The 19,639-nt window shown below is 63.6% G+C and carries 21 protein-coding genes; 18 read left to right on the top strand and 3 right to left on the bottom strand.

Annotated elements, in window-relative coordinates:
* From N5D53_RS25970 to N5D53_RS25935, 8 genes are all read left to right on the top strand, one after another.
* On the top strand, window positions 1–1,190 hold a 1,190-nt coding region (locus tag N5D53_RS25970; protein ID WP_279841037.1), incomplete at its 5' end, for a chemotaxis protein CheA.
* A 46-nt stretch (window positions 1,191–1,236) separates the two neighbouring features.
* On the top strand, window positions 1,237–2,349 hold the full coding sequence (locus tag N5D53_RS25965) for a chemotaxis response regulator protein-glutamate methylesterase (protein ID WP_010955067.1): 1,113 nt from the start codon (window positions 1,237–1,239) through the stop codon (window positions 2,347–2,349).
* A complete protein-coding gene (locus N5D53_RS25960) occupies window positions 2,349–3,089 on the top strand; it encodes a flagellar motor protein (protein WP_104961059.1) in 741 nt (246 codons plus the stop codon). Before N5D53_RS25965 ends, N5D53_RS25960 begins: the two co-directional genes overlap by 1 nt.
* A 3-nt stretch (window positions 3,090–3,092) precedes the next feature.
* Complete coding sequence (gene motD, locus N5D53_RS25955; protein ID WP_010955065.1) at window positions 3,093–3,950, top strand: flagellar motor protein MotD; 858 nt, start codon at window positions 3,093–3,095, stop codon at window positions 3,948–3,950.
* Window positions 3,951–4,173: 223 nt separating this feature from the next.
* Window positions 4,174–4,962: a ParA family protein gene (locus tag N5D53_RS25950; RefSeq protein ID WP_104961060.1), complete on the top strand. Its 789-nt coding sequence runs from the start codon at window positions 4,174–4,176 to the stop codon at window positions 4,960–4,962.
* The gene (locus N5D53_RS25945; protein ID WP_020191816.1) at window positions 4,962–5,855 is read left to right on the top strand and encodes a CheW domain-containing protein; all 894 of its coding nucleotides are present in this window, start codon (window positions 4,962–4,964) and stop codon (window positions 5,853–5,855) included. Before N5D53_RS25950 ends, N5D53_RS25945 begins: the two co-directional genes overlap by 1 nt.
* 41 nt (window positions 5,856–5,896) lie before the next feature.
* Window positions 5,897–6,376, top strand: a complete 480-nt coding sequence (locus N5D53_RS25940) for a chemotaxis protein CheW (RefSeq protein WP_003254393.1) — start codon at window positions 5,897–5,899, stop codon at window positions 6,374–6,376.
* 1 nt (window position 6,377) lies between these two features.
* The gene (locus N5D53_RS25935) at window positions 6,378–6,773 is read left to right on the top strand and encodes a DUF2802 domain-containing protein (RefSeq protein WP_010955062.1); all 396 of its coding nucleotides are present in this window, start codon (window positions 6,378–6,380) and stop codon (window positions 6,771–6,773) included.
* Between the two features lie 106 nt (window positions 6,774–6,879).
* On the opposite strand, the gene N5D53_RS25930 is transcribed toward N5D53_RS25935, so the two are convergent.
* From N5D53_RS25930 to N5D53_RS25920, 3 genes are all read right to left on the bottom strand, one after another.
* Window positions 6,880–9,591, bottom strand: coding sequence for a DUF6543 domain-containing protein (locus tag N5D53_RS25930; protein WP_279841036.1), 2,712 nt, complete (start codon window positions 9,589–9,591; stop codon window positions 6,880–6,882).
* Window positions 9,592–9,659: 68 nt separating this feature from the next.
* Window positions 9,660–9,998 carry an EscU/YscU/HrcU family type III secretion system export apparatus switch protein gene (locus N5D53_RS25925; protein ID WP_020190265.1) on the bottom strand — a complete coding sequence of 113 codons (339 nt, stop codon included), beginning with the start codon at window positions 9,996–9,998 and terminating at the stop codon, window positions 9,660–9,662.
* Window positions 9,995–11,551: a flagellar hook-length control protein FliK gene (locus N5D53_RS25920; RefSeq protein ID WP_064491602.1), complete on the bottom strand. Its 1,557-nt coding sequence runs from the start codon at window positions 11,549–11,551 to the stop codon at window positions 9,995–9,997. The genes N5D53_RS25925 and N5D53_RS25920 overlap by 4 nt, the downstream gene beginning before the upstream one ends.
* Before the next feature lie 236 nt (window positions 11,552–11,787).
* Here N5D53_RS25920 and ccmA point away from each other — a divergent pair, with 236 nt between their 5' ends.
* From ccmA to N5D53_RS25870, 10 genes are read left to right on the top strand one after another with little or no spacing between them, the layout of a single operon-like run.
* A complete protein-coding gene (gene ccmA / locus N5D53_RS25915; protein ID WP_104961062.1) occupies window positions 11,788–12,420 on the top strand; it encodes a cytochrome c biogenesis heme-transporting ATPase CcmA in 633 nt (210 codons plus the stop codon).
* A complete protein-coding gene (ccmB, locus tag N5D53_RS25910; protein WP_012051653.1) occupies window positions 12,417–13,085 on the top strand; it encodes a heme exporter protein CcmB in 669 nt (222 codons plus the stop codon). Before ccmA ends, ccmB begins: the two co-directional genes overlap by 4 nt.
* Window positions 13,086–13,131: 46 nt before the next feature.
* Entirely contained in the window at window positions 13,132–13,899 is a 768-nt protein-coding gene (locus tag N5D53_RS25905; protein WP_010955058.1) for a heme ABC transporter permease, read from the top strand.
* Window positions 13,896–14,072, top strand: a complete 177-nt coding sequence (gene ccmD, locus N5D53_RS25900) for a heme exporter protein CcmD (RefSeq protein WP_003254380.1) — start codon at window positions 13,896–13,898, stop codon at window positions 14,070–14,072. Before N5D53_RS25905 ends, ccmD begins: the two co-directional genes overlap by 4 nt.
* Complete coding sequence (ccmE, locus tag N5D53_RS25895) at window positions 14,069–14,524, top strand: cytochrome c maturation protein CcmE (RefSeq protein ID WP_004577458.1); 456 nt, start codon at window positions 14,069–14,071, stop codon at window positions 14,522–14,524. Before ccmD ends, ccmE begins: the two co-directional genes overlap by 4 nt.
* The gene (locus N5D53_RS25890; protein WP_104961063.1) at window positions 14,521–16,509 is read left to right on the top strand and encodes a heme lyase CcmF/NrfE family subunit; all 1,989 of its coding nucleotides are present in this window, start codon (window positions 14,521–14,523) and stop codon (window positions 16,507–16,509) included. Before ccmE ends, N5D53_RS25890 begins: the two co-directional genes overlap by 4 nt.
* Complete coding sequence (locus N5D53_RS25885) at window positions 16,506–17,042, top strand: DsbE family thiol:disulfide interchange protein (RefSeq protein WP_014590171.1); 537 nt, start codon at window positions 16,506–16,508, stop codon at window positions 17,040–17,042. Before N5D53_RS25890 ends, N5D53_RS25885 begins: the two co-directional genes overlap by 4 nt.
* Window positions 17,039–17,515 (top strand): cytochrome c-type biogenesis protein, encoded by a 477-nt coding sequence (locus N5D53_RS25880; RefSeq protein WP_003254376.1) that lies wholly within the window; start codon window positions 17,039–17,041, stop codon window positions 17,513–17,515. The genes N5D53_RS25885 and N5D53_RS25880 overlap by 4 nt, the downstream gene beginning before the upstream one ends.
* Window positions 17,508–18,704, top strand: a complete 1,197-nt coding sequence (gene ccmI / locus N5D53_RS25875; protein WP_064491598.1) for a c-type cytochrome biogenesis protein CcmI — start codon at window positions 17,508–17,510, stop codon at window positions 18,702–18,704. The genes N5D53_RS25880 and ccmI overlap by 8 nt, the downstream gene beginning before the upstream one ends.
* 12 nt (window positions 18,705–18,716) lie before the next feature.
* The gene (locus N5D53_RS25870) at window positions 18,717–19,133 is read left to right on the top strand and encodes a hypothetical protein (RefSeq protein WP_104961065.1); all 417 of its coding nucleotides are present in this window, start codon (window positions 18,717–18,719) and stop codon (window positions 19,131–19,133) included.
* Window positions 19,134–19,639 lie beyond the last annotated feature (506 nt).

Genomic DNA, 19,639 nt, shown 5'->3' with positions numbered 1-19,639 from the left:
AAAAGCACGCCGCCAGCGAAGCGGAAACCACCGTGCGCGTCGACACCGCGCGCCTGGACGAGATCATGAACATGGTCGGCGAACTGGTGCTGGTGCGTAACCGCCTGGTGCGCCTGGGCCTGAACAGCGGCGACGAGGCCATGTCCAAGGCCGTGTCCAACCTTGACGTGGTCACCGCCGACCTGCAGACCGCGGTGATGAAAACCCGTATGCAGCCGATCAAGAAGGTCTTCGGCCGCTTCCCGCGCCTGGTCCGCGACTTGGCGCGCCAGTTGAAGAAAGAGATCAATCTGGAGCTGGTCGGCGAAGAGACCGACCTTGACAAGAACCTCGTAGAAGCCTTGGCCGACCCGCTGGTGCACTTGGTGCGCAATGCGGTCGACCACGGTATCGAGATGCCCGACGAGCGTGAAGCGTCTGGCAAGGCGCGTACCGGCCGCGTAGTGCTGTCGGCCGAACAGGAAGGCGACCACATCCTGCTGTCGATCTCGGACGACGGCAAGGGCATGGACCCGAACATCCTGCGTGCCAAGGCCGTGGAAAAGGGCCTGATGGACAAGGACGCCGCCGAGCGCCTGAGCGAGTCGGACTGCTACAACCTGATCTTCGCCCCTGGCTTCTCGACCAAGACCGAGATTTCCGATGTGTCCGGGCGTGGCGTGGGCATGGACGTGGTGAAAACCAAGATCTCCCAGCTCAACGGCTCGATCAACATTTTCTCGGCCAAGGGCCAAGGCTCCAAGATCGTCATCAAGGTGCCGCTGACCCTGGCGATCATGCCCACCCTGATGGTGATGCTGGGCAACCAGGCGTTTGCCTTCCCGCTGGTCAACGTCAACGAGATCTTCCACCTCGACCTGTCGCGTACCAACGTGGTCGACGGCCAGGAAGTGGTGATCGTGCGCGACAAGGCGCTGCCGCTGTTCTACCTCAAGCGCTGGCTGGTCCAGGGCCAGGTGCACGAAGAGCAGCACGAGGGCCACGTGGTGATTCTGTCGGTCGGCACCCAGCGCATCGGTTTTGTCGTTGATCAGCTGGTGGGCCAGGAAGAAGTGGTCATCAAGCCGCTGGGCAAGATGCTGCAAGGCACCCCGGGCATGTCCGGGGCCACCATTACCGGCGACGGTCGCATCGCGTTGATTCTCGACGTCCCGAGCATGCTCAAGCGTTACGCCGCGCGGCGTATTTGATTTCGGTGGCGCGCCCTGGCGGGTTGCGCCGCCTAATGGAGTGTTTATGGCAGTCAAGGTCCTGGTGGTGGATGATTCTGGTTTCTTCCGCCGCCGTGTCTCGGAAATCCTCTCGGCGGATCCAACGATCCAGGTAGTGGGTACCGCGACCAACGGCAAGGAAGCAATCGACCAGGCGCTGGCGCTCAAGCCCGATGTGATCACCATGGACTACGAAATGCCCATGATGGATGGCATTACCGCCGTGCGGCACATCATGCAGCGCTGCCCGACGCCCGTGTTGATGTTCTCGTCGCTGACCCATGAAGGCGCCCGCGTCACCCTCGACGCGCTGGATGCCGGCGCAGTGGACTACCTGCCGAAAAACTTCGAGGACATCTCGCGCAACCCTGACAAGGTCAAGCAGTTGCTGTGCGAGAAGGTGCACACCATTTCGCGCAGTAACCGCCGGATCGGCAGCTATGCCAGAACGGCGCCGGTCGCCGCGCCAGCGCCGGCCAGCACCTTTACCAGCCAGGCGCAGACGCGCCCGGCAGCGCCTGCCCGTGCAGCGGCCCCGACGCCGGCGGCCTCGCAGTCGCCGGCACCCAAGCGCAAACCCTACAAACTGGTGGCCATCGGTACATCCACGGGAGGGCCGGTGGCGCTGCAGCGGGTACTGACCCAGCTGCCGGCCAATTTCCCGGCACCGATCGTGTTGATCCAGCACATGCCGGCGGCCTTCACCAAAGCGTTTGCCGAACGCCTGGACAAGCTGTGCCGCATCAGCGTCAAGGAAGCCGAAGACGGCGACATGCTGCGCCCGGGCCTGGCCCTGCTGGCCCCCGGTGGCAAGCAGATGATGATCGATGGCCGTGGCACGGTGAAGATCCTGCCCGGCGACGAGCGCCTGAACTACAAACCGTGCGTGGACATCACCTTCGGTTCGGCGGCCAAGTCGTACGGTGACAAGGTGTTGTCGGTGGTGCTCACCGGCATGGGCGCCGATGGCCGCGAGGGCGCGCGCCTGCTCAAGCAGGGGGGCAGCACGGTGTGGGCCCAGGATGAAGCCAGCTGCGTGATTTATGGCATGCCCATGGCCATCGTCAAGGCGAACCTGGCGGATGCCGTGTACAGCCTGGACGAAATCGGCAAGCACCTGGTGGAGGCGTGCGTCTGATGGACGTCCTCAGCCTGATCGGTCTGATCCTGGCTTTCGTTGCCATCGTCGGTGGCAACTTCCTTGAAGGCGGTCATGTCGGTGCACTGGTCAATGGCCCGGCGGCTCTGATCGTGCTGGGAGGCACCCTGGCGGCGGCGTTGTTGCAGTCGCCGCTGTCGTCGTTCAAGCGCGCCTTGCAGATTTTGCGTTGGATCCTGTTTCCTCCGCGGGTCGACCTGGCGGGCGGCATCGACCGCGTGGTGAACTGGAGCCTGACCGCTCGCAAAGAAGGCCTGCTGGGCCTGGAAGGGGTAGCGGACAGCGAGCCCGACCCTTATGCGCGCAAGGGCCTGCAACTGCTGGTGGATGGCGCCGAGCCGGAAGCCATCCGCAGCATCCTTGAGGTCGACCTCCTTACCCAGGAGGGCCGTGACATCCAGGCAGCCAAGGTATTCGAAAGCATGGGCGGCTATGCGCCGACCATCGGCATCATCGGTGCGGTCATGGGCCTTATCCATGTGATGGGCAATCTGGCCGACCCGTCGCAACTGGGCAATGGCATTGCCGTGGCTTTTGTCGCGACCATTTACGGTGTGGCCAGTGCCAACCTTGTGCTATTGCCGGTCGCCAGCAAGCTCAAGGCCCTCGTCATGCGCCAGTCGCGATACCGCGAAATGCTGCTCGAAGGCCTGCTGTCGATTGCCGAAGGTGAGAACCCGCGCTCGATCGAGCTGAAGCTGCAAGGCTTCATGGAGTAACCCATGCGTCGCCGTCGTCATACCGAGGAACACGAAAACCACGAGCGCTGGCTGGTGTCGTACGCCGACTTCATCACGTTGCTGTTCGCCTTCTTCGTGGTGATGTATTCCATTTCCTCGATCAACGAGGGCAAGTACAAGGTTATTTCCCAGGCCTTGCTCGGGGTATTCAACGACCCCGAGCGCAGCATGAAGCCGATCCCGATTGGCGATGAGCAGCCGCTGAGCGTGCGCCCGGCCGAACCGCTGGTCAAAGACAGCGAGCAGACCGAAGCGGGCCTGGCGGCGACCAATGTCGACCCGTTGAAAACCATCAGCGATGACGTGCGCGATGCCTTCGGCGACCTGATCAACAGCGACCAGATGACCGTGCGCGGCAACGAGCTGTGGATCGAGATCGAGCTCAACTCGTCGCTGCTGTTTGGCAGTGGTGACGCGATGCCCAGTGACAAGGCGTTTGCGATCATCGAGAAGGTGGCCAGCATCCTCAAGCCGTTCGCCAACCCGGTGCACGTCGAAGGCTTCACCGACAACCTGCCAATCCGCACCGCGCAGTACCCTACCAACTGGGAGTTGTCCTCGGCGCGCGCGGCCAGCATCGTGCGGCTGCTGGCCATGGAGGGCGTCAACCCGGCACGCATGGCTTCGGTGGGCTATGGCGAGTACCAGCCGGTGGCCAGCAACGATACCGCCGAAGGGCGCGCACGCAACCGCCGGGTGGTGCTGGTGATTTCCCGTAACCTGGAAGTGCGCCGCAGCCTGACCGGCTCGGGCAGCGCCAATGCCACACCGGATGCCGCATTGCGCCGGGCTGGCACACAAAGTGCACCGGCAATACAAGCAACGGTAGCGAGGCCGTGATACGTCAATTCCCCGTCGCTGATACGAACACGATTTTGAATGTGCCGCCGTCCCCTGTGGCAGCGGGCATGCCCGCGAAGCCAGCGACTCGGTGAATGGCACCGGCTACGCCGGTGTTCGCGGGCGTGCCCGCTCCCACAGAGGGGCGTGCGAGCTTTGAAGTTTTGCGCATGACGGTTGTTTCTACAGTGTCCCTGCCAAATCAATAGATAGAGTTTGCTTGATGAGAGTCTGGGCAGTAGCCAATCAAAAAGGTGGCGTCGGCAAGACCACCACTACCATTGCCCTGGCCGGCCTGCTGGCCGAGGCCGGCAAGCGCGTGGTCGTCGTCGACCTCGACCCGCACGGCTCGATGACCAGCTACTTCGGGCACAACCCGGATGCCCTGGAGCACAGCTGCTACGACCTGTTCCTGCACAAGGGCACGGTGCCCGAAGGCTTGCCCGGGCAACTGCTGCTGCCCACCAGCGATGAGCGCATTTCGCTGTTGCCGTCGAGTACCGCGCTGGCGGTGCTGGAGCGCCAGTCGCCAGGGCAGAATGGCCTGGGCCTGGTAATCGCCAAGAGTCTGGCGCAGCTGTGGCAGGATTTCGACTATGCCCTGATCGACAGCCCACCCTTGCTGGGGGTGCTGATGGTCAATGCCCTGGCCGCCAGCCAGCAGCTGGTGATCCCGGTGCAAACCGAATTCCTTGCGGTGAAGGGCCTGGAACGCATGGTCGGCACCTTGGCCATGGTCAACCGTTCGCGCAAGCAGGCGCTGCCGTACCAGATCGTACCGACCCTGTTCGACCGTCGTACCCAGGCGTCGCTGGGCACCCTCAAGCTGCTGCGTGACACCTACGGGCAGCATGTATGGCAGGGCTACATTCCGGTGGATACGCGCCTGCGCGATGCCAGTCGCAAGGGCGTCACGCCTTCGCAGTTCGACAGCAAGAGCCGCGGGTTGGTCGCCTACAGGGCGCTGCTCAAGCACCTGCTCACCTACAAGAACGCAGTGCAGGTAGCCTGATGACTCAAACCCGGCAAACCAGCACCCGGCCCCAGATGGCCCTGCAATCGTACCTGGACGGCTTGCTGCAGGAGGCCACCGAGGCCGAAGACCTGAGCGAGCAGCCAGCAGTGGCGGATGAATTCGCCGAGGCGGTGCGCGAGGAGCAGGCACGCGATGCCCGACAGCCAGCCCGGCCTGAGCCCGCCGAAGCCGCCGCCAGCTTTGCCCCGCGGCCATTCGCCGAACCCCGGCTGGCGGTACTGCCCAGCGTGATGCCGGTGGAAGCCCCGGTGGTGACGGTGGTCGAGCAGGAGATCGTGGCCGAAGCCAGCATCCCGGTACTGATCGAAGAACAAACCGTGGAACCGGCTGTGCCACTGGTCGATGTGCATCTGCCGGCGCCCAACCTGCCCGTGCCCCCGGCCACTGTCGACGGTCGTCCGGTGTGGGCGGCCGAGCCGTTCGAATGCCTGCTGTTCGACGTTGCCGGCCTGACCCTGGCGGTGCCGCTGGTGTGCCTGGGCTCGATCTACACCCTGGCTGGCCAGGAGCTGACACCACTGTTCGGCCAGCCCGACTGGTTCCTCGGCATCCTGACCTGCCAGGCCGGCAACCTGAAGGTGCTGGACACTGCGCGTTGGGTAATGCCCGACCGCTACCGCGATGATTTTCGCCAGGGCCTGCAATACGTGATTTCGGTGCAGGGCTATGAATGGGGGCTGGCGGTGCATCAGGTCAGCCGCTCGCTGCGCCTGGACCCGTCGGAGATCAAGTGGCGCAGCCAGCGTGGCCAGCGCCCGTGGCTGGCCGGCACCGTAATCGAACACATGTGCGCACTGCTCGACGTCGCCGCACTGGCCGAGCTGATCGCCAGCGGTGCGGTCAAGCAGATGCACGCCAAACAGAAATGACACAGAACATACCGCCAACGGCGGATTTTGAGGGTAGGGGAATGAAAAAGTCGTCTGCACAAGGTTCCGAAGATCCGATCCTGCAGTGGGTTACCTTCCGTCTGGACAACGAGTCCTACGGCATCAATGTGATGCAGGTGCAGGAAGTCCTGCGCTACACCGAGATTGCCCCGGTGCCGGGTGCGCCGAGCTACGTGCTGGGCATCATCAACTTGCGCGGCAACGTGGTGACGGTGATCGACACGCGTCAGCGTTTTGGCCTGATGCCGACCGAAGTGACCGACAACACCCGTATCGTCATCATCGAAGCCGACAAGCAAGTGGTCGGCATTCTGGTCGACAGCGTGGCCGAAGTGGTTTACCTGCGCCAGTCCGAAATCGAGACTGCGCCGAACGTGGGTAACGAAGAGTCGGCCAAGTTCATTCAGGGCGTGTGCAACAAGAATGGCGAACTGCTGATCCTGGTCGAACTGGACAAGATGATGACCGAGGAAGAGTGGTCCGAGCTGGAGAACATCTGAGTTGATCCTAGAGGTTGCTGTCATCTTCCTGGCGCTGGCCTGGGCGCTGAGCCTGTGGTTTTTCCTCAACTACAGCAAGCGCCAGCGCGAGCTGGCTGCGCAGCAGGCCGAGGGCGATGCGCTGCGTGACCAGCGCATCAAGGACTTGGCCAAGCGTCTGGATGACTACCAGAACGGCACGGTGCGCATGGGTGAGGCCATCCATGAGCTGCGTGCGGCGGTGGCCACCCTGCCGGACCGGCTGGAGCGCCTCGAGCAGCGCGACCCCAGCAACGTTACTTTCAGCCAGGCGGCCAAGCTGGTGGGGATGGGGGCGAGTATCGATGAGTTGACCCAGAGCTGCGGCCTGACCCAGGCCGAGGCGGAGTTGATGAGCAAGGTGTACCGGGCTCCTTGACGGGGTACCCTCGGCAGCAGGTTCGTCGCCTGGGAAATCGAGCGGCGCCCATGCTCCGCTCGATCTGAAAGGTGTCGCCAGGCCCGTTCAGTATCCGCTGTTCATTTCAATTGCGAACCCAGGAGTGATTGCCGCCCACGCCGGCGAACCGGTTCAGGGGCAGCAGTTGCTTCAGGGCTGTATTGGCTTGCGAAGGGTTGATGAATGGATAGGTGTTGACGCGTGGCATGGTGTGCAGGTTGATGATCTGGCGCAGGGTCCGCAACCCGGGTAGATGGCGATCGACCACTTCAGTGAGCAGTGCCGGCCCGGTGAGGTAGCTGAGCGTGTTGGCATAGCGGTAGAAACCGCTCGGGTCCTGTTCCAGGCTCGGTCGGCTTTCGTAGAAGTCTGCATGGGTCTGGAAACGTGCGAGCATTTCATCGGAGATCGCATCCAGCAGTGGGTTGCCTGGGTGGCTACCAATGAGGCTGGTGTTGTACAGGCAATTCATGCTCATTTTCTCGTTGGACATCGGCGGTGGCAGCAGCAGCCCATCGGGTGGGGTGCGCAGCTCGACCTGATCGATCGTTTCGCCCTTGCCGTCCGGCAGCAGGAAGTCGTCCACGTCCATGTACAGCCCACCCTCATGGTGCAGCATCCGGTAGCGCAGCACATCGGTCGCAGACGCGTAATTGGTGGCGATGCCACCGTTGCCATCCAGCGCTGCCTCGTACTGCGCGTAATAGCGGCTCTGGCGGAAGGCCCGGAAGAAGCCTTGCTCTTCAAGCGGCAATACCTGCAGCCCTGGCGCCCGAGCTGCCAATAGCCTTGCGTTCTGTTCGTAAGCGGTAGGCGAAGCCTTCGACAGAAACAGGCGCATGCTGTATTCACTGTCGCTCAGGCGCGCGGCGTTGGCGGCAAGGTTGGCCAGCAATGGCTCGCTAATGACTTTGTCGCCGACCCAGAGGCTGGAGATAAGTTTGGGGATGGGGGCGCTGTCCGGGGCCGGTGTCGGAATGGTGACTGGCAGTGGCAGGTCGACACCCAGCGCGCGCAAGGTGCGGGTGCGCATGGCGTCGGTGACTGGGCGCTGCCTGTCGAGCGCCACAAGGTCACGGCTCCCAGGCACTGCGATGTAGGCTTGCGGCTCGACCTCGTTGACGGTTTCCCTGATGATGAATGCGTCGTGCTCCAGGTCATAGACCACGCGTGCATTGTAGGTTTCGATGCTGCATTCCAGGTCGTCCAGTTCGCCATCGTAGTGTGGCAAGCGTATCACCGCGCCGGCAACAGCCGGGTCGCCTTCGTCAAGCGGTGTAATCGGCTCGTGGTGGTGGAAGTACTCCGCGCCTTCTGGCTCTGGAAGCCGCGGTGGACTGGTCGGGCTCAACGGATAGCCGAGCTGCTCGTTGACCTCGCGCGGCATGACAAAACCATCGCTTTTGAACTCGAACAGGGCCTTGATGCCTGCGCTGCCCTCCGTTGCCAGCGGTACGGCGTTGAACAACCCCCAGGCGATGTCGCCAACCCCGTCCTGTTTGGCTTTCAGGCTGTGGCCGTTGATCACCTGATCCAGGCCCAGGCCCAACTGGGCAATGCCACCGACCGCCAGCAGTGGCGCCAGCCCCGGCACCACCAGGCACAGTGGCGCCAGCAGGTTGAGCGTGTTGGCGAGGTAGCCACGCCATTTGGCTTTGGTAACCTGGCTATCGGTGGTGATGACAAAATCGGCGTCGTCGTAGCTGCGCTGGCGCTGGCGCTCGGTCAGGGCTGCGAACATATCCCCGGTCAGTTTGGGGTTGTATTTGCCAGGTTTGTAGTTCACGTAGGTTCTGGGGGGCCAGACGCCATCATCGTTGAAATAACCGTGTTCAGGCGGCAGCCGGTGCCGGTCCGGATAGTCGCCAAGGCCCTCGAGCGCGGTGTCCAGGCCACTGAAATCGAGGCCCTGGGGGCGGTCGGCGAGCCTGAAGTGTTGCTTTAGCGCTTCGCGTCGGGCGGGGTCCTTGCACTGATCGCCCACCCAGTCCTTGAGCAGGTTCTCGCTGGCGAATTCGAGCAAGGGCGAGCTGTTACCTGGCATGTACAGCAGGGTCAGATCGCTGTGGGGGGCATTGATGTACAGCAGGTCGGTGGCCGCATAGCCATAGATGCTCAGCGTGCTGACCCGTATCTTGAAGCGCTGCGGCATCATGCCGGCGGCTTGCCATGCCAGCTCCCTGGCGGCATCGCTCAGGCGCCCCTGGCTGACCTGGGCGTTGCAGGCGGCGATGAAATTGAGCTTGCTGGCCAGGCGGTGAGTGTCCTGATGCTCCTGCCAGTAAGCGTCGAGCATGGCTTTGAACGGCTGGTGAAAGTCCAGCGCTTCGATGAACCGCTGGAAGGCTTCAGCCGGAACCTGAATGTGGGTCGAGGCATCGTAACGGGCGGGGGACGATCGCTGGAACAGGCCGTTATACACCTCGAAGGCGGCGCCCTGATGGCCAAAGCCCAGCGTTGGCAGGCGATCGACCAGCTTCAACGGCCCTTGGGGGAAGGTGCCTGCCCAAGGGTTGGCGAACAGTGCGCCGATGAGGTTGTTATCGGACTCCCCTTGCCAGTTGCCCAGCAGCGCCTGGGTCATGCTCTGGGTCTGCTGGACCGCTGCCACATACCCTTGGTCATCCGGCCGGTAGTGCAGGGTGACCACATCGACGCGATCGGGGTCGATATGCACACCTTGCCCGGCAAGCCACTGCCGGATCAAGCGATGGGCTTCGCGGTCCGGGCGTGGGATGTTGGCCAGATGGTCTACTACGAACTGCACGCCTTTGGCGTTGATTCTGCTGTCGATCATGACGGTACACCTTGTACGTGGGAGGCCGACAAGGTTGGGCGCATGGAGAGGGAGGGGGTGGTAGATAGTTACTGGCCAGTGCCGGGCAGCGGGGGCAATGGTGGGGTGATATCGCGTTCTGCCGGGCGCGGATCATCGAAGCCGGCGGGTACCTTGCCGCGCAGGTGCCAGGCGAAGGCGATGATCTCGGCAATGGTCAGGTACAGCGCCTCGGGTATTTGATCGCCCAGCTCCAGCCGCGCCAGCAGCCGCACCAGCTCGGCGTTTTCGTAGATCGGAACTTCGTGTTCGCGGGCGAGCGCAAGGATGGCCTCGGCCAGGTCCTCGTCGCCCTTGGCGGTGAGGGTCGGTGCCTGATGGCCGTCGTAGTTCAGCGCTATGGCTTGGCGTGGTGTCGTATCGTTCATGCGGTTTCGTCCACCCAGCGTTGTTCCATCCGTGTGCGTGGCCCCTGCGGCGGGATGCCCGGGTGGCACTCTAGGTCGCCGACTTCCAGGCCCCGGGCCAGCAGGCGCGCGCGCAGCGCGCCAAGCTGGGTGTCGATCAACCGCGCGGTCTGCTCGCGCTCCGCCCATAGCTGCCCGCTCAGGCGGCCCTCGCTCAGTTGTGCCTGCACTTGCATGGGGCCGAGTGGGGACAGGTCGAAGGCCAGCTCGATGCGCCACAGGGCTTGTCGAGGGTCTTGGGCTTCATGTTGGCGGTCGGCCTGTTGTTGTGGGGTTTCTTCGCGCTGCAGTTTGACTTGCAGCGGGATGAAGTCCTGGCCGTGGCGGATCGGCACTTCAGTTTGCCAGGTGGTCTGCAGGTTGCCGTTTTCCAGCGTGCCGGTTTGTTGCAGGCTGCTCATGGCGTGGCTCTGCAAGCGTGAAACGGCAGCGGCAGCCAGGCGCAGCAGCTGTTGCAGGTCGCCTTCCTCTTCCAGGGCCTTGAGCAGGCGCGACGGTAATGGGAACGCGCCCGGCTGCGGCTTGGGGCTGACCCGCTCGAGCATGCCCAGTGCGCTGCGCGCCAAAGCCGGCATGGTCACGGCCAGGCTGGCGGGGTTGAGATTGGCAGCGCTTGCCGGGAGGGCAGGGGCCTGGGCCATCAGCCGCAGCAAATGCGCCTTGAGGTCGGTGGCGACGCTGGCGGTGGACCCGCTCAGCAGCTTCGCTTCGAGAAAGCTGCCGCTGTTGTTCAGGGCCTGGGCCACTGCCTTGGCGTCGCCCAGTTGTCGGGCGTCCGGCAGGCCGGCCAGCAGGCGTTCGGCGCTGGCGCGCAGGTCGCCATCGACGCCTGGGTCGCGGGTGAGCTGTTGCAGGGCGTTGAGCAGGCCGGGTAGCGAGGCTTGGCGGTTTTGCTGGGTCAGCAGCTGTTGGGCAATGCTGAGTTGGTCCTGCCTGCCGCTGAGCGGCACGAAGCGCAATGACTGATCACCCTGCACCAGGGCGCTGAGCAGGCTGCCAATGGCCAGCGGGCGCGGGCTGTCGATGCTCAGTGTGGCGCCGGCCTGGTTGCTGTTGAGCAGGCTGACCAGCGCCCGGTACACGGCCGGTTGGCCGGGTGCCTGGGCCAGCAGCTGGTTGGTCAGGACCTTGCCTTGCAGCAAGGTGCCGACCGGCACCTTGCTGGTGTCCAGCTGGGTGAGGGTGGCGACCTGGCTGGCGCTGGCCTGTTGCAGCATGATCGCCAGGCGGTTGCTTTCGGTCTGGCTGACGGTGATCTGGCTGCCTTGTGGCAGCGGCTGGCTGGCGTTGGCCTGAAGCTGGGTCTGCACGCCGTTGGCCTGCATCAGCCGTAGCACCAGCTGAAAGTCCTGGCCCGTCTGGCGCAACGATAAAACCTCGGCTTGCGCGGTTTCGCCAGGAGCCAGCAACCCAGGCTGCGCCTGGATCAGGCGCAGCAGATCGCCGGTCATGCCCGCCTTCATGGCTTGGCTGTTGATCGCGGTTTGTGCGCCGAGACTATTGATTTCAGTCATGATTGTATACAACCTGTCGAGCCCGGCCTCTTGGCAGCGCGGCGGCGCGTGTAATAATGCCGCGCGCCTGTGGTTGCCAGTATAACGGCAGCGCGCGGGGCGACTTGAGACACAAGGGCTTTGGAGCGGTTTTGGCTGCTTCGCGGGTGAACCCGCTCCTACAGGGTTGTAGGAGCGGGTTCACCTGCGAAGCAGGCGACGCCGCCCCAATGCCCTACTAAAGATAAGGCGAAACCGTGACCCTTCACCTCCAAGCCGCGGGCCTGGCCTGCGAGCGCGACTGGCGCCTGCTGTTCGAACAGCTCGATTTCGAGCTGGGCGCCGGCGACATGCTGCAGATCAGTGGCCCCAACGGCAGCGGCAAGACCAGCCTGTTGCGCCTGCTGGCCGGGCTGATGCAGCCGACGGCCGGGCAGATTCTGCTGGGTGGCAAGCCCCTGGCAGAACAGCGTCATGCCTTGGCCAGCGCCCTGCTGTGGATTGGCCACGCCGCCGGCATCAAGGACTTGCTCACCGCCGAGGAGAATCTCACCTGGCTGTGCGCCCTGCACCAGCCGGCCAGCCGCGAGGCAATCTGGGCGGCGCTGGAGGCTGTCGGCCTGCGCGGTTTCGAAGACGTCCCCTGCCATACCCTGTCAGCCGGTCAGCAGCGCCGTGTGGCCCTGGCCCGGCTGCACCTGGCTTGTCCGCCGCTATGGATTCTCGACGAGCCGTTCACCGCGCTCGACAAGCAAGGCGTGGCGCAGCTTGAAGCGCACCTGGCAGCCCACTGCGAGCAGGGCGGCACGGTGGTGCTGACGACTCATCACACACTGGAACGCAAGCCCTCCGGTTATCGAGAACTGAACCTGGGGCAATGGACTGCATGAGCGTATTCATTTTGTTGCTGCGCCGCGAAGCGCGCCTGCTGTTCCGTCGCCCCGCCGAACTGGCCAACCCGTTGGTGTTCTTCGCCATTGTCGTGGCCATGTTCCCGCTGGCGGTCGGCCCGGAAAGCCAATTGTTGCAAACCTTGTCGCCGGGCCTGGTCTGGGTGGCGGCGTTGCTGGCCGTGTTGTTGTCGCTGGACGGCCTGTTCCGCAGCGATTTCGAAGACGGCTCGCTGGAGCAATGGGTGCTGTCGCCGCACCCACTGGCACTGCTGGTGCTGGCCAAGGTGCTGGCGCACTGGATCTTTTCCGGGCTGGCGCTGGTATTGTTGGCGCCACTGCTGGCACTGATGCTGGGGCTGCCAAGCCATTGCCTGCCGGTGCTGCTCGGTTCGCTGCTGCTGGGTACGCCGGTATTGAGCTTGCTGGGCGCGGTAGGTGCGGCGCTGACAGTCGGCCTTAAACGCGGAGGTTTGTTACTGGCGTTGCTGATTCTGCCGTTGTATATCCCTGTATTGATCCTGGGCAGTGGTGCGTTGCAAGCGGCGTTGCAAAATATGCCGGCAACCGGCCATCTGCTCTGGCTCGCCAGCCTGACGGCCCTGGCCGTTACCCTGGCACCCTTTGCGATAGCGGCCGGCCTGAAGATCAGCGTCGGCGAATAACGAGTCCCGGGCTCTCAAGCCCGGCAAATACCCTGGATGTACCCTGATGAAAATAAGCTGGACGTGGTTCCACAAGCTGGGCTCCCCGAAATGGTTCTATGCCATCAGCGGCCGCATGCTGCCGTGGCTGGCCGGTGCTGCCGTGCTCCTGCTGCTGGTCGGCATCACCTGGGGCCTGGCCTTCGCCCCCCAGGACTACCAGCAGGGCAACAGCTTCCGCATCATCTATATCCATGTGCCGGCGGCGATGCTGGCGCAGTCCTGCTATGTGCTGCTGGCGGTGGCCGGGGTGGTGGGGCTGGTGTGGAAGATGAAACTGGCCGACGTCGCCCTGCAGTGTGCCGCGCCCATTGGCGCCTGGATGACCGCCGTGGCGCTGGTTACCGGCGCCATCTGGGGCAAGCCGACCTGGGGCAGCTGGTGGGTGTGGGATGCCCGCCTTACGTCCATGCTCATCCTGCTGTTCCTGTACTTCGGCATTATTGCGCTGGGCCAGGCGATCAGTAATCGTGACAGTGCGGCCAAGGCCTGTGCGGTGCTTGCGATTGTCGGTGTGGTGAATATCCCGATCATCAAGTATTCGGTGGAGTGGTGGAACACCCTGCACCAGGGGGCCACCTTCACCCTTACCGAAAAGCCGGCGATGCCGGCCGAAATGTGGCTGCCGCTGTTGTGCACGGCGCTGGGTTTCTACTGTTTCTTCGGCGCCGTACTGCTGCTGCGCATGCGCCTTGAAGTGCTCAAGCGCGAAGCGCGCGCCAGTTGGGTCAGGGACGAAGTATTGAACAGCCTGGGGCGGAGGGCCGCACAATGAGCTTTGCCACCTTCGGTGACTTTCTCGCCATGGGCCACCATGGCCTGTACGTGTGGTCGGCCTATGGCATCTGCCTGGCGGTGCTGGCGCTGAACGTTGGTGCGCCACTGCTGGCCCGTCGTCGCTATTTGCAAGAAGAGGCGCGCCGTTTGCGCCGGGAGAACAACCAGTGAATCCGCAGCGCAAGAAACGCCTGTTGCTCATCGTCGGCCTGCTGGTCGGCGTCGGGGTTGCCGTCGGCTTTGCCTTGAGCGCATTGCAGCAGAACATCAACCTGTTCTATACACCGACCCAGATCGCCAACGGCGAAGCCCCGCTGGACACGCGTATTCGCGCTGGCGGCATGGTCGAGAAAGGCTCGGTGCAGCGTTCGGCCGACTCGCTGGACGTGCGTTTCGTGGTAACCGACTTCAACAAGTCGGTACCCATCACCTACCGCGGCATCCTTCCCGACCTGTTCCGCGAAGGGCAGGGCATCGTCGCCCTTGGCAAGCTCAATGCCGACGGTGTGGTGGTAGCCGATGAAGTGCTGGCCAAGCACGACGAGAAATACATGCCGCCCGAAGTCACCAAGGCCCTGAAGGAAAGCGGCCAGGCCGCTACCGGCGGGGAGACGAAGCCATGAACGCAGCACTGGTAGTCCCCGAACTGGGCCAGTTGGCGATGATTCTGGCCATCTGCTTTGCCGTCGTGCAGGCCAGTGTGCCGCTGCTTGGCGCGTGGCGTGGCGACAGCCTGTGGATGAGCCTGGCGCGGCCGGCAGCCTGGGGGCAGTTCGCCTTCCTGGCGTTTGCCTTTGCCTGCCTGACCCATGCCTTCATGACAGACAATTTCTCGGTCGCCTATGTGGCCAGCAACTCCAACAGCGCCTTGCCCTGGTACTACAAGTTCAGTGCGGTGTGGGGCGCCCATGAGGGTTCGTTGCTGCTTTGGGCGCTGATCCTCGGCGGCTGGACCTTTGCCGTGTCGGTGTTCTCCCGGCAGTTGCCGCAGGTGATGCTGGCCCGCGTGCTGGCGGTAATGGGCATGATCAGCGTGGGCTTCCTGAGCTTCCTGATCATTACTTCCAACCCGTTCCAGCGCCTGCTGCCGCAGGTGCCGACCGATGGCCGTGACCTCAACCCGCTGCTGCAGGACTTTGGCCTGATCGTTCACCCACCCATGCTCTACATGGGCTACGTGGGCTTTTCGGTGGCCTTCGCCTTCGCCATCGCCGCCTTGCTGGGCGGCCGGCTGGACGCTGCCTGGGCGCGCTGGTCGCGGCCGTGGACCATCGTCGCCTGGGCTTTTCTGGGTATTGGCATCACCTTGGGGTCGTGGTGGGCCTATTACGAACTGGGCTGGGGTGGCTGGTGGTTCTGGGACCCGGTGGAAAATGCCTCGTTCATGCCTTGGCTGGTGGGCACGGCACTGATCCACTCGCTGGCGGTGACCGAGAAACGCGGGGTGTTCAAGAGCTGGACCGTGCTGCTGGCAATTGCCGCATTCTCGCTGAGCCTGCTGGGTACCTTCCTGGTGCGTTCCGGCGTGCTGACCTCGGTGCACGCGTTTGCCGCCGACCCGTCGCGCGGTATTTTCATCCTGTTTTTCCTGCTGTTCGTGGTCGGCGGGTCGCTCACGCTGTTCGCACTGCGTGCACCGGTGGTCAAGAGCCAGGTCGGTTTCGCCCTGTGGTCGCGTGAAACGCTGCTGCTGGCCAACAACCTGGTGCTGGTGGTGGCGGCTTCGATGATTCTGCTCGGTACCCTGTACCCGCTGGTGCTCGATGCCCTGACCGGTGCCAAGCTATCGGTCGGCCCGCCCTACTTCGACGCCTTGTTCCTGCCGTTGATGGCGCTGCTGATGGTGGTGATGAGCGTGGGCGTGGTGGTGCGCTGGAAGGACACCCCGGGCAAATGGCTGGCCAGCATGATGACCCCAGTGTTGATCGGCAGTGCCATCCTTGCTCCGGTTGCCGGCTTTATCGTCGACGACTTCGATTGGCCGACGCTGACGGCCTTCGCCCTGGCTTCTTGGGTAGTGCTTGGCGGGCTGCGTGACATTTTCGACAAGACCCGCCACAAGGGCCTGATCAAAGGCCTGCCGGGCTTGGGCCGCAGCTACTGGGGCATGCAACTGGCGCACCTGGGCCTGGCGGTGTGTGCGCTGGGCGTGGTGCTGTCCAGCAACAACAGCGCCGAGCGCGACCTGCGCATGGCGCCGGGCGAAAGCGTGGAGCTGGGTGGCTACCACTTCCTGTTCCAGGGCGCCAAGCACTTCGAGGGGCCGAACTTCATCTCTGACAAGGGCACCATCGTGGTCAGCCGCGATGGCCGTGAAGTGACCACACTTTACCCGGAGAAGCGCCTGTACACCGTGCAACAGTCGATGATGACCGAAGCGGGCATCGACGCCGGCTTTACCCGCGACCTGTACGTCGCGCTTGGCGAGCCACTGGAGAATGGCGCCTGGGCTGTGCGCGTACATATTAAGCCTTACGTCCGCTGGATCTGGCTGGGCGGTCTGCTGACCGGCCTGGGCGGGTTGCTGGCGGCCCTCGACCGGCGCTACCGCGTCAAGGTCAAGACCCGGGTGCGTGATGTCCTGGGCGTGTCTGGAGCAGCTGCATGAAGCGTTGGATCATGGTAGTGCCCCTTGCAGTGTTCCTGCTGGTGGCGGTGTTCCTCTACAAGGGGCTTTTCCTCAAGCCCGACGAGCTGCCTTCGGCAATGATCGGCAAACCGTTCCCGGCGTTTTCCCTGGCGTCGACACAGGGGGACCGCACCCTGACTCAGGCCGATTTGCAGGGGCGCCCGGCACTGGTCAACGTGTGGGCCACCTGGTGCCCGTCGTGCAAGGTCGAGCACCCGTACCTGAACCAGCTGGCACAGCAGGGTGTGGTGATCCATGGGGTCAACTACAAGGATGACAACGCCGCCGCGCAGAAGTGGTTGGCCGAGTTCCACAACCCCTATCAGCTGGATATTCGTGACGAGCAGGGCAGCCTGGGCCTGGACCTTGGGGTGTATGGGGCGCCGGAAACCTTCCTGATCGATGCCAAGGGCATCATCCGCTACAAGCACGTAGGCATCGTCGATGCCACGGTCTGGCGTGAACAGCTGGCGCCGTTGTACCAGGGCCTGATCGACGAGGCCAAGCCATGAGGCGCTGGCTGGCAGCTGCGGTGCTGGGCATGAGCCTGGCCGGTGTGGCCAAGGCGGCGATCGACACCTATCAGTTTCGCGACGAGGCCGAGCGCGAGCGTTACCAACAGTTGACCAAGGAACTGCGCTGCCCCAAGTGCCAGAACCAGGATATTGCCGACTCCAACGCGCCGATTGCTGCCGACCTGCGCCGAGAAATCTTCCGCATGCTCGGCGAAGGCCAGAGCAACCAGCAGATCATCGACTTCATGGTCGACCGCTATGGCGACTTCGTGCGCTACAAGCCGGCGCTCAGCGGGCGTACCTGGCTGCTGTGGTTTGGCCCGGGGATCTTGCTGGCCGGTGGCTTCGTGGTGCTGGCGGTGATCGTACGCCGGCGCCGTGCTACGGCCGTGCAGGGCGCCGATGAGTTGTCTGCCGAAGAACGCGAGCGTCTCGCCAAACTGCTGGAAAAAGAACAGACCCATGATTGAATTCTGGCTTAGCGCGGGCCTTCTGCTGCTCGCTGCCCTCAGCTTTTTGCTGCTCCCGATCCTGCGTGGCCGCCGTCGCCAGCAGGAAGAAGACCGCACGGCCTTGAACGTGGCCCTTTATCAGGAACGTGTCGCCGAACTGGCGGCCCAGCAAGCCGCCGGTGTGCTTGATGAGGCGCAGATGGCCAAGGGCCGGGACGAGGCTGCCCGCGAGCTGCTGGCCGATACCGAAGGCGCCGAGGCCCCGCGCCAGGGGCATTTGGGCAAGGCCCTGCCGCTGCTGGCTGCGGGACTGGTGCCGCTGATGGCGCTGGGGCTGTACTTGCATTTTGGGGCGGCCGACAAGGTGGCGCTGACCCAGGAGTTTGCCGAGGCACCCAAGTCGATGGAAGAAATGACTACGCGCCTTGAGCGCGTGGTGCAGGCCCAGCCGGATTCGGCCGAGGCCATGTATTTCCTTGGCCGGGCCTACATGGCCGAGCAGCGCCCGGCCGATGCCGCGCGTACGTTCGAACGGGCCGTGGCCTTGGCTGGCCGCCAGCCCGAGCTGCTGGGGCAGTGGGCTCAGGCCCAGTACTTTGCCGCCAACAAGCAGTGGAGCCCGCAATTGCAGGCGCTGACTGACGAAGCGTTGAAGGCTGACCCCAACGAGGTGACCAGCCTGGGCCTGCGCGGTATTGCTGCGTTTGAAGGCGAGCGTTATCAGGAAGCCATCGACTACTGGAAGCGCTTGCTGGCGCAGTTGCCAGAAGGTGATGCATCGCGAGCGGCCCTGCAGGGTGGTATCGACCGCGCCGCCGAGCGCCTGGGTGGGGTGCCAGCAGAGGCGACCGAGCCTGCACCTGTGGCGGCTCGCCTGAAAGTGCGGGTGGAACTGGCGGCTGCCTTGAAGGACAAGGTCAAGCCGGACGACACGGTGTTTATCTTCGCTCGCGCCAGCAATGGCCCGCCGATGCCGCTGGCGGCCAAGCGGGTGACCGTGGCGCAGTTGCCGATCGAGGTGGAATTGTCTGATGCTGATGCGATGATGCCGCAGATGAAACTGTCGCAGTATGCCGAAGTCCAACTGGTTGCACGTGTTTCACGCGCGGGTCAGCCTACCCAGGGTGAGTGGGTTGGCCGGGGTGCTCCGTTGTCTAGCGCCACCCAGGCTACCCAGCGCCTGACCATCGACACTCCAGACCAGTAAGAGAGCAATGCCATGCACAGCACCGTCCGCCTGACCCTGATTACCCTGGCCTTGGGTTTGTCTGCGTGTACGGTGCATGAGCCGTACGAGCAGCCCGCGCCACCGATCGAGCGTTTGCCGCCGTCGGGGCCGGTGGTCAAGCCCTTGCCGGGCAGGCAGCCTGCCACTCAGCCGAGCAAGCCGGCGGCGATACCCAAGCCCATGCCGCGCACCTCGGCCAGCTTTGCGCCACCGCCTGGCGGGGCAAGCCACTGGGATCCCAAGCTGGGTGTATATGTATTGGAGAAGCAGCCCAATACCTTCTACCGGCAGCGTACCTACTATCGGTTTGATAACGGCTGGAGCTGGTCGTTGAGCCCGAATGGGCCTTGGCAGGAAACTGACAGCAGTGGTGTACCAGGTGGGTTAGGGCGGGCGTTCGCACAGTAACGCTGTTTCTGTATCTGCTGCTTCTGCTTCTGCTTCTGCTTTTGCTTGTAAGCGCGCGGTAGTTCAGGCGACGCAGATTGCGACTTCAGGAGGCCGAGCGCAGGGCTTGCGAAGGGAGGTGACGGGCATGGATGCCCGTCAAGCGCTGAGGCCCCATGGATGGGGCCTGCAGCGCGTACTCCCGGGAGCAAGACCGTAGCGAGGGAACCCCGGAGCGTAGCGCAGGGGCCGGATGATAGGAGCCAGCGTTTTTTGGTTACTTTTTGTCGCGTTTGACAAAAAGTGACCCGCCGTAAGGGCGGAAAGGTGACTATGCGCCCCCTGCGCGAATGAATACCTACGCGATGTGGATGCCCACATCCAAGAAGCAAGAAGCAAGAAGCGAACTCGTCTGTTTTGACTCAGCGAACCGTCCGTTTGCGATGGCGACGCTGACTCACCTTTTCGCCCTTACGGCGAGTCACTTTTTGTCAAACGCGACAAAAAGTAACCAAAAAACGCTGCGC

It is taken from the genome of Pseudomonas sp. GD03862 (assembly GCF_029840855.1).
Lineage (GTDB): Bacteria > Pseudomonadota > Gammaproteobacteria > Pseudomonadales > Pseudomonadaceae > Aquipseudomonas > Aquipseudomonas alloputida.
The sequence above is the reverse complement of the archived record's forward strand: the minus strand, read 5'-3'. Positions and strand labels throughout refer to the sequence as shown.

Excerpts from the sequence above, each read along its gene's own strand:
- N5D53_RS25950 (WP_104961060.1), top strand. The coding sequence starts at position 4,174 with ATGAGAGTCTGGGCAGTAGCCAATCAAAAAGGTGGCGTCGGCAAGACC.
- N5D53_RS25960 (WP_104961059.1), top strand. The coding sequence starts at position 2,349 with ATGGACGTCCTCAGCCTGATCGGTCTGATCCTGGCTTTCGTTGCCATC.
- N5D53_RS25945 (WP_020191816.1), top strand. The coding sequence starts at position 4,962 with ATGACTCAAACCCGGCAAACCAGCACCCGGCCCCAGATGGCCCTGCAA.
- N5D53_RS25870 (WP_104961065.1), top strand. The coding sequence starts at position 18,717 with ATGCACAGCACCGTCCGCCTGACCCTGATTACCCTGGCCTTGGGTTTG.
- N5D53_RS25920 (WP_064491602.1), bottom strand. The coding sequence starts at position 11,551 with ATGACTGAAATCAATAGTCTCGGCGCACAAACCGCGATCAACAGCCAA.
- ccmD (WP_003254380.1), top strand. The coding sequence starts at position 13,896 with ATGAGCTTTGCCACCTTCGGTGACTTTCTCGCCATGGGCCACCATGGC.
- N5D53_RS25890 (WP_104961063.1), top strand. The coding sequence starts at position 14,521 with ATGAACGCAGCACTGGTAGTCCCCGAACTGGGCCAGTTGGCGATGATT.
- N5D53_RS25880 (WP_003254376.1), top strand. The coding sequence starts at position 17,039 with ATGAGGCGCTGGCTGGCAGCTGCGGTGCTGGGCATGAGCCTGGCCGGT.
- N5D53_RS25925 (WP_020190265.1), bottom strand. The coding sequence starts at position 9,998 with ATGAACGATACGACACCACGCCAAGCCATAGCGCTGAACTACGACGGC.
- N5D53_RS25885 (WP_014590171.1), top strand. The coding sequence starts at position 16,506 with ATGAAGCGTTGGATCATGGTAGTGCCCCTTGCAGTGTTCCTGCTGGTG.
- ccmI (WP_064491598.1), top strand. The coding sequence starts at position 17,508 with ATGATTGAATTCTGGCTTAGCGCGGGCCTTCTGCTGCTCGCTGCCCTC.
- ccmB (WP_012051653.1), top strand. The coding sequence starts at position 12,417 with ATGAGCGTATTCATTTTGTTGCTGCGCCGCGAAGCGCGCCTGCTGTTC.
- N5D53_RS25940 (WP_003254393.1), top strand. The coding sequence starts at position 5,897 with ATGAAAAAGTCGTCTGCACAAGGTTCCGAAGATCCGATCCTGCAGTGG.
- N5D53_RS25965 (WP_010955067.1), top strand. The coding sequence starts at position 1,237 with ATGGCAGTCAAGGTCCTGGTGGTGGATGATTCTGGTTTCTTCCGCCGC.
- N5D53_RS25930 (WP_279841036.1), bottom strand. The coding sequence starts at position 9,591 with ATGATCGACAGCAGAATCAACGCCAAAGGCGTGCAGTTCGTAGTAGAC.
- N5D53_RS25905 (WP_010955058.1), top strand. The coding sequence starts at position 13,132 with ATGAAAATAAGCTGGACGTGGTTCCACAAGCTGGGCTCCCCGAAATGG.
- motD (WP_010955065.1), top strand. The coding sequence starts at position 3,093 with ATGCGTCGCCGTCGTCATACCGAGGAACACGAAAACCACGAGCGCTGG.